This window comes from Actinomadura logoneensis, from assembly GCF_003428695.1.
Classification (GTDB): Bacteria; Actinomycetota; Actinomycetes; order Streptosporangiales; family Streptosporangiaceae; genus Spirillospora; species Spirillospora logoneensis.
Map to the genome: position 1 here is coordinate 1 of NZ_QURH01000695.1, position 2,947 is coordinate 2,947.

The window sequence follows — 2,947 nt, forward strand, 5'->3', positions numbered from 1 at the left end:
CGCTCCGGGCGCTCGCCGCCGCGTTGCGCGTGGCCGCCGCGGCGGCCTTGCGCGTAGCCTCCTCGTCCCGCTCGGCCGCCTCACGCTCGGCCGCCGCCTCACGTTCGGCGGCCTCCCGCTCGGCCTCTTCGGCCGCCGCCTTCGTCGCGGCCTCCGCCTCGGCCGCGTCGTCGCGTCCAGCGGACACTGCGTCCTCGTCCGGACGCTCGACGGCCGAAGCCCTGCCGGCGCGCGCGGAGGCGGCGGCCTCGTCATCCTCGTCCGCGGCGGACCGACGCCGGGCGTCGCCGTCCTCGGCGCGGCGGCCCGCATCCTCCCGCGCGGCCGCGTCGCCGCGGGACCCGGCGGCCTCGGAGGACGTCTCGGCGCGCACGCTCGCGGCCTCATCGTCCCGGGAGTCCTCGCGGTCGGCGGACACGGAATCCGCCGAAGCCTCACGTGCCGCACTCGCGGCGCGGGCGTCGGCGGCCTCCTCGGTGGAGCCGGCAGGCTCGTTCCGGGCCTCTCCCGACGCCGAATCCTCGTCAGACGCGTGCGCGGTTGCGGCTTCACGGCCGTCGGCCTCTGGCATGTCGGTGGTGGGGCGCGACTCTCCGGTCACGCGCGTCGCCTCACGCTCGGACGAGCCCTCGCCCGCGGAGGCGCCCTCGTCCGCCCGCGAGCCCGCCGCGTCCTGGCGGCCTTCGCCTGCTCGCGAACCCTCGAACGCGCGGGATTCCCCGGCGCCCCGCTCGCTCTGGCCCGGACGGGAGCCTTCGGACGCGCGTGGACTCTCCACCGAGCCCGCGGTTTCGGACGTCCGCGGACGGTCGGATGCGGACGCCCCCCGGGACAGGCCCGGGTCGTCCGCGGCGTGCCGGCTCTCGGCGGCCCGCACGTCCTCCGACGCGCGGCTCTCGGACGGGTCGTCGATGTCGCGGAGCATCCCGGACGCGCGCAGGACGGACGCGTCACGCGCCGCACCGCCGCCCGCTCCCTGCTCGCGGTCGAACTCGTCGCGGCCGGAACCCCGGCCGAAGTCCCGGCCGTAGTCCCGGTCGGAGTCGTCGCGGTCGCCGAACGGGCGGGCGGGCGCCGGACGGCGCGGGGCGAGGGAGTCGGAGTCCTGGGAGATGGCGGTGTCGCGCAGGATCGCCGCCTCGCGGGCCACGGCCTCGCGGGCGGCGATGTCGCGGGAGGCGGTCTCCCGGTCGGGGCGGACGGGCGGGTCGTCGCGGCGGAGCGCGGCGGGGCCGTCGGGACGCAGCGGGAACTCGCGCGGGACGCCGTCCAGCGAGCGCGGGGCGTCGTCGGTGAACGAGACGGCGTCGAAGGCGCGGCGCGCCTCCGCGGGGCGCTGGTGGCCCGCGTGGCCGGTGTGGTGGTCGGCGTGGTCGTCGGCGGGCAGTCCGCGCCCGCGGCCGGACGGCCCGGACGGCGCGCCGGAGTCGGAGACGACCTTCATCGCCGGACGGCGCGGCACGAGCGGGGTGACGGTGTCGGACAGGGCGTCGTCGTCCCACTCCACGGCGGTCAGCCGAGCGGCGACCTCGTCCAGCGGCGTGACGTGCCGGCGGCGCGGGTCGAACGACCACTCGGCGGCGTGCGGCCGGCCGCCCTCGAAGAACGACAGGCGGATGCGCCAGGTGCCGTCCTCGCACTTCCAGGAGTCCCACTCGACCTCTTCGAGGTCGACGCCGCCGCGGCCCAGGCGCTCCTCGACGGTCTCGCCGAGCGGCGGGCCGGGCTGGGTCTCGCCCGGGCGGCGCACCGCGACCCGCTGCGCCTGCTGGGCCATGTACTCGCGCTCCTGCAGGACGGGGCCCTCGAACCAGCGGACGCGTTCGACGGGGATGCCCGCGGACTCGGCGATCTCCTCCGCGGTCTCGCCGGACCGGATGCGCGCCTGGATCTCCTTGGGTCGCAAGGGACTCTCCACTTCGATCTCGAACTGGCCGAGGCGGGAGAAGTGCCCTCGCACGGCTGCGCGCAGCCGGTCGTCGACGGGCAGGGTGAACCGGGTGCCTCGGCCCGCGGTGGCCAGGACGAGGTACGTACCGTCCTCGCTGACCGCGACGAGGCGCAGCTCCTGCATGCGTGTCCTTCCTGCCCTGTCCCAACGGCACCGGAGGGGTGCCGAACCACACGCCCGTTCGCGAGTCCGCCTCCCCGCGGACGCGCCGGCCGGTCGTTCGGTCCCCACCAGGGGCGCATGCGTGCCCTTCCCCCGGATTCCCGAGTCTCTCTTTCGGACACACCTGCTGCCAGCACCGTACCCGGCATGTCCGAACATCGCCGCTCTCAAAGCCCTCATCACGCCGGTGAAGAGGGCCTCCGACCAAGCTTGCCCGTCCCGCGCGCCCGCCGGGAGCGGACTACCCGATTCTTGTGGATCCTTTTCCACACTGTGCCTGACCGGGCCCCGCGCCTCCAGTCCCCGGCGGCGCGGCCCCCGCCGCGGTGGCGCTCCGCGCCCGATCTCGACGTCCCTGCCCCTTCGGCGTTGCGATCGTCACGTCGTGCCCCGGAACATCCCCGGAGTCACGGTGAGTTCCTGATGTGGGGGGAACAGGGAGATCTCATCGGGCAGGGAGGAAGATTCGATGGCGCAGCGGAAGCTGCCGGACCTGAGCGCCACACAGCTGATCGCGAGCGGGGCGGCGACCATGGTCGCCGCCTACGGGGCGTCCTACCTGGGGGTGTACGGGACGATCATCGGCGCCGCGTTCATGAGTGTGGTGTCGACGGCGGCCTCCGTGGTCGGCAAGCACTACCTGGACCAGGGGACCGAGCAGCTCAAGGAGCGCGCCCACCTGGCGGCGCAGGAGCACGAGCCCGATCCGGGCGAGGCGGCCCGCGCCGCGACCAGTGCCGCCGCGACCCGCGCCGCCGGTTCGCCGCTGACCGCCGAGGTACCCGGGCCGGTGCCGGTCAGGGCAGGGGACACGCGCGTGGCGGGGGCCCGGCC

The 2,947-nt window shown here is 76.0% G+C and carries 1 protein-coding gene and 1 pseudogene; one reads left to right on the top strand and one right to left on the bottom strand.

Annotated features, from left to right (window positions below; genetic code table 11):
- Window positions 1–2,074, bottom strand: a 2,074-nt coding sequence (gene sepH, locus DZF91_RS42750) for a septation protein SepH (RefSeq protein WP_268915976.1), incomplete at its 3' end; no start/stop codon positions are given.
- A 508-nt stretch (window positions 2,075–2,582) separates the two neighbouring features.
- On the opposite strand from sepH, the pseudogene DZF91_RS25800 reads away from it, so the two are divergent.
- Window positions 2,583–2,947 (top strand): annotated as a pseudogene (locus DZF91_RS25800) (hypothetical protein); the annotation flags it as partial.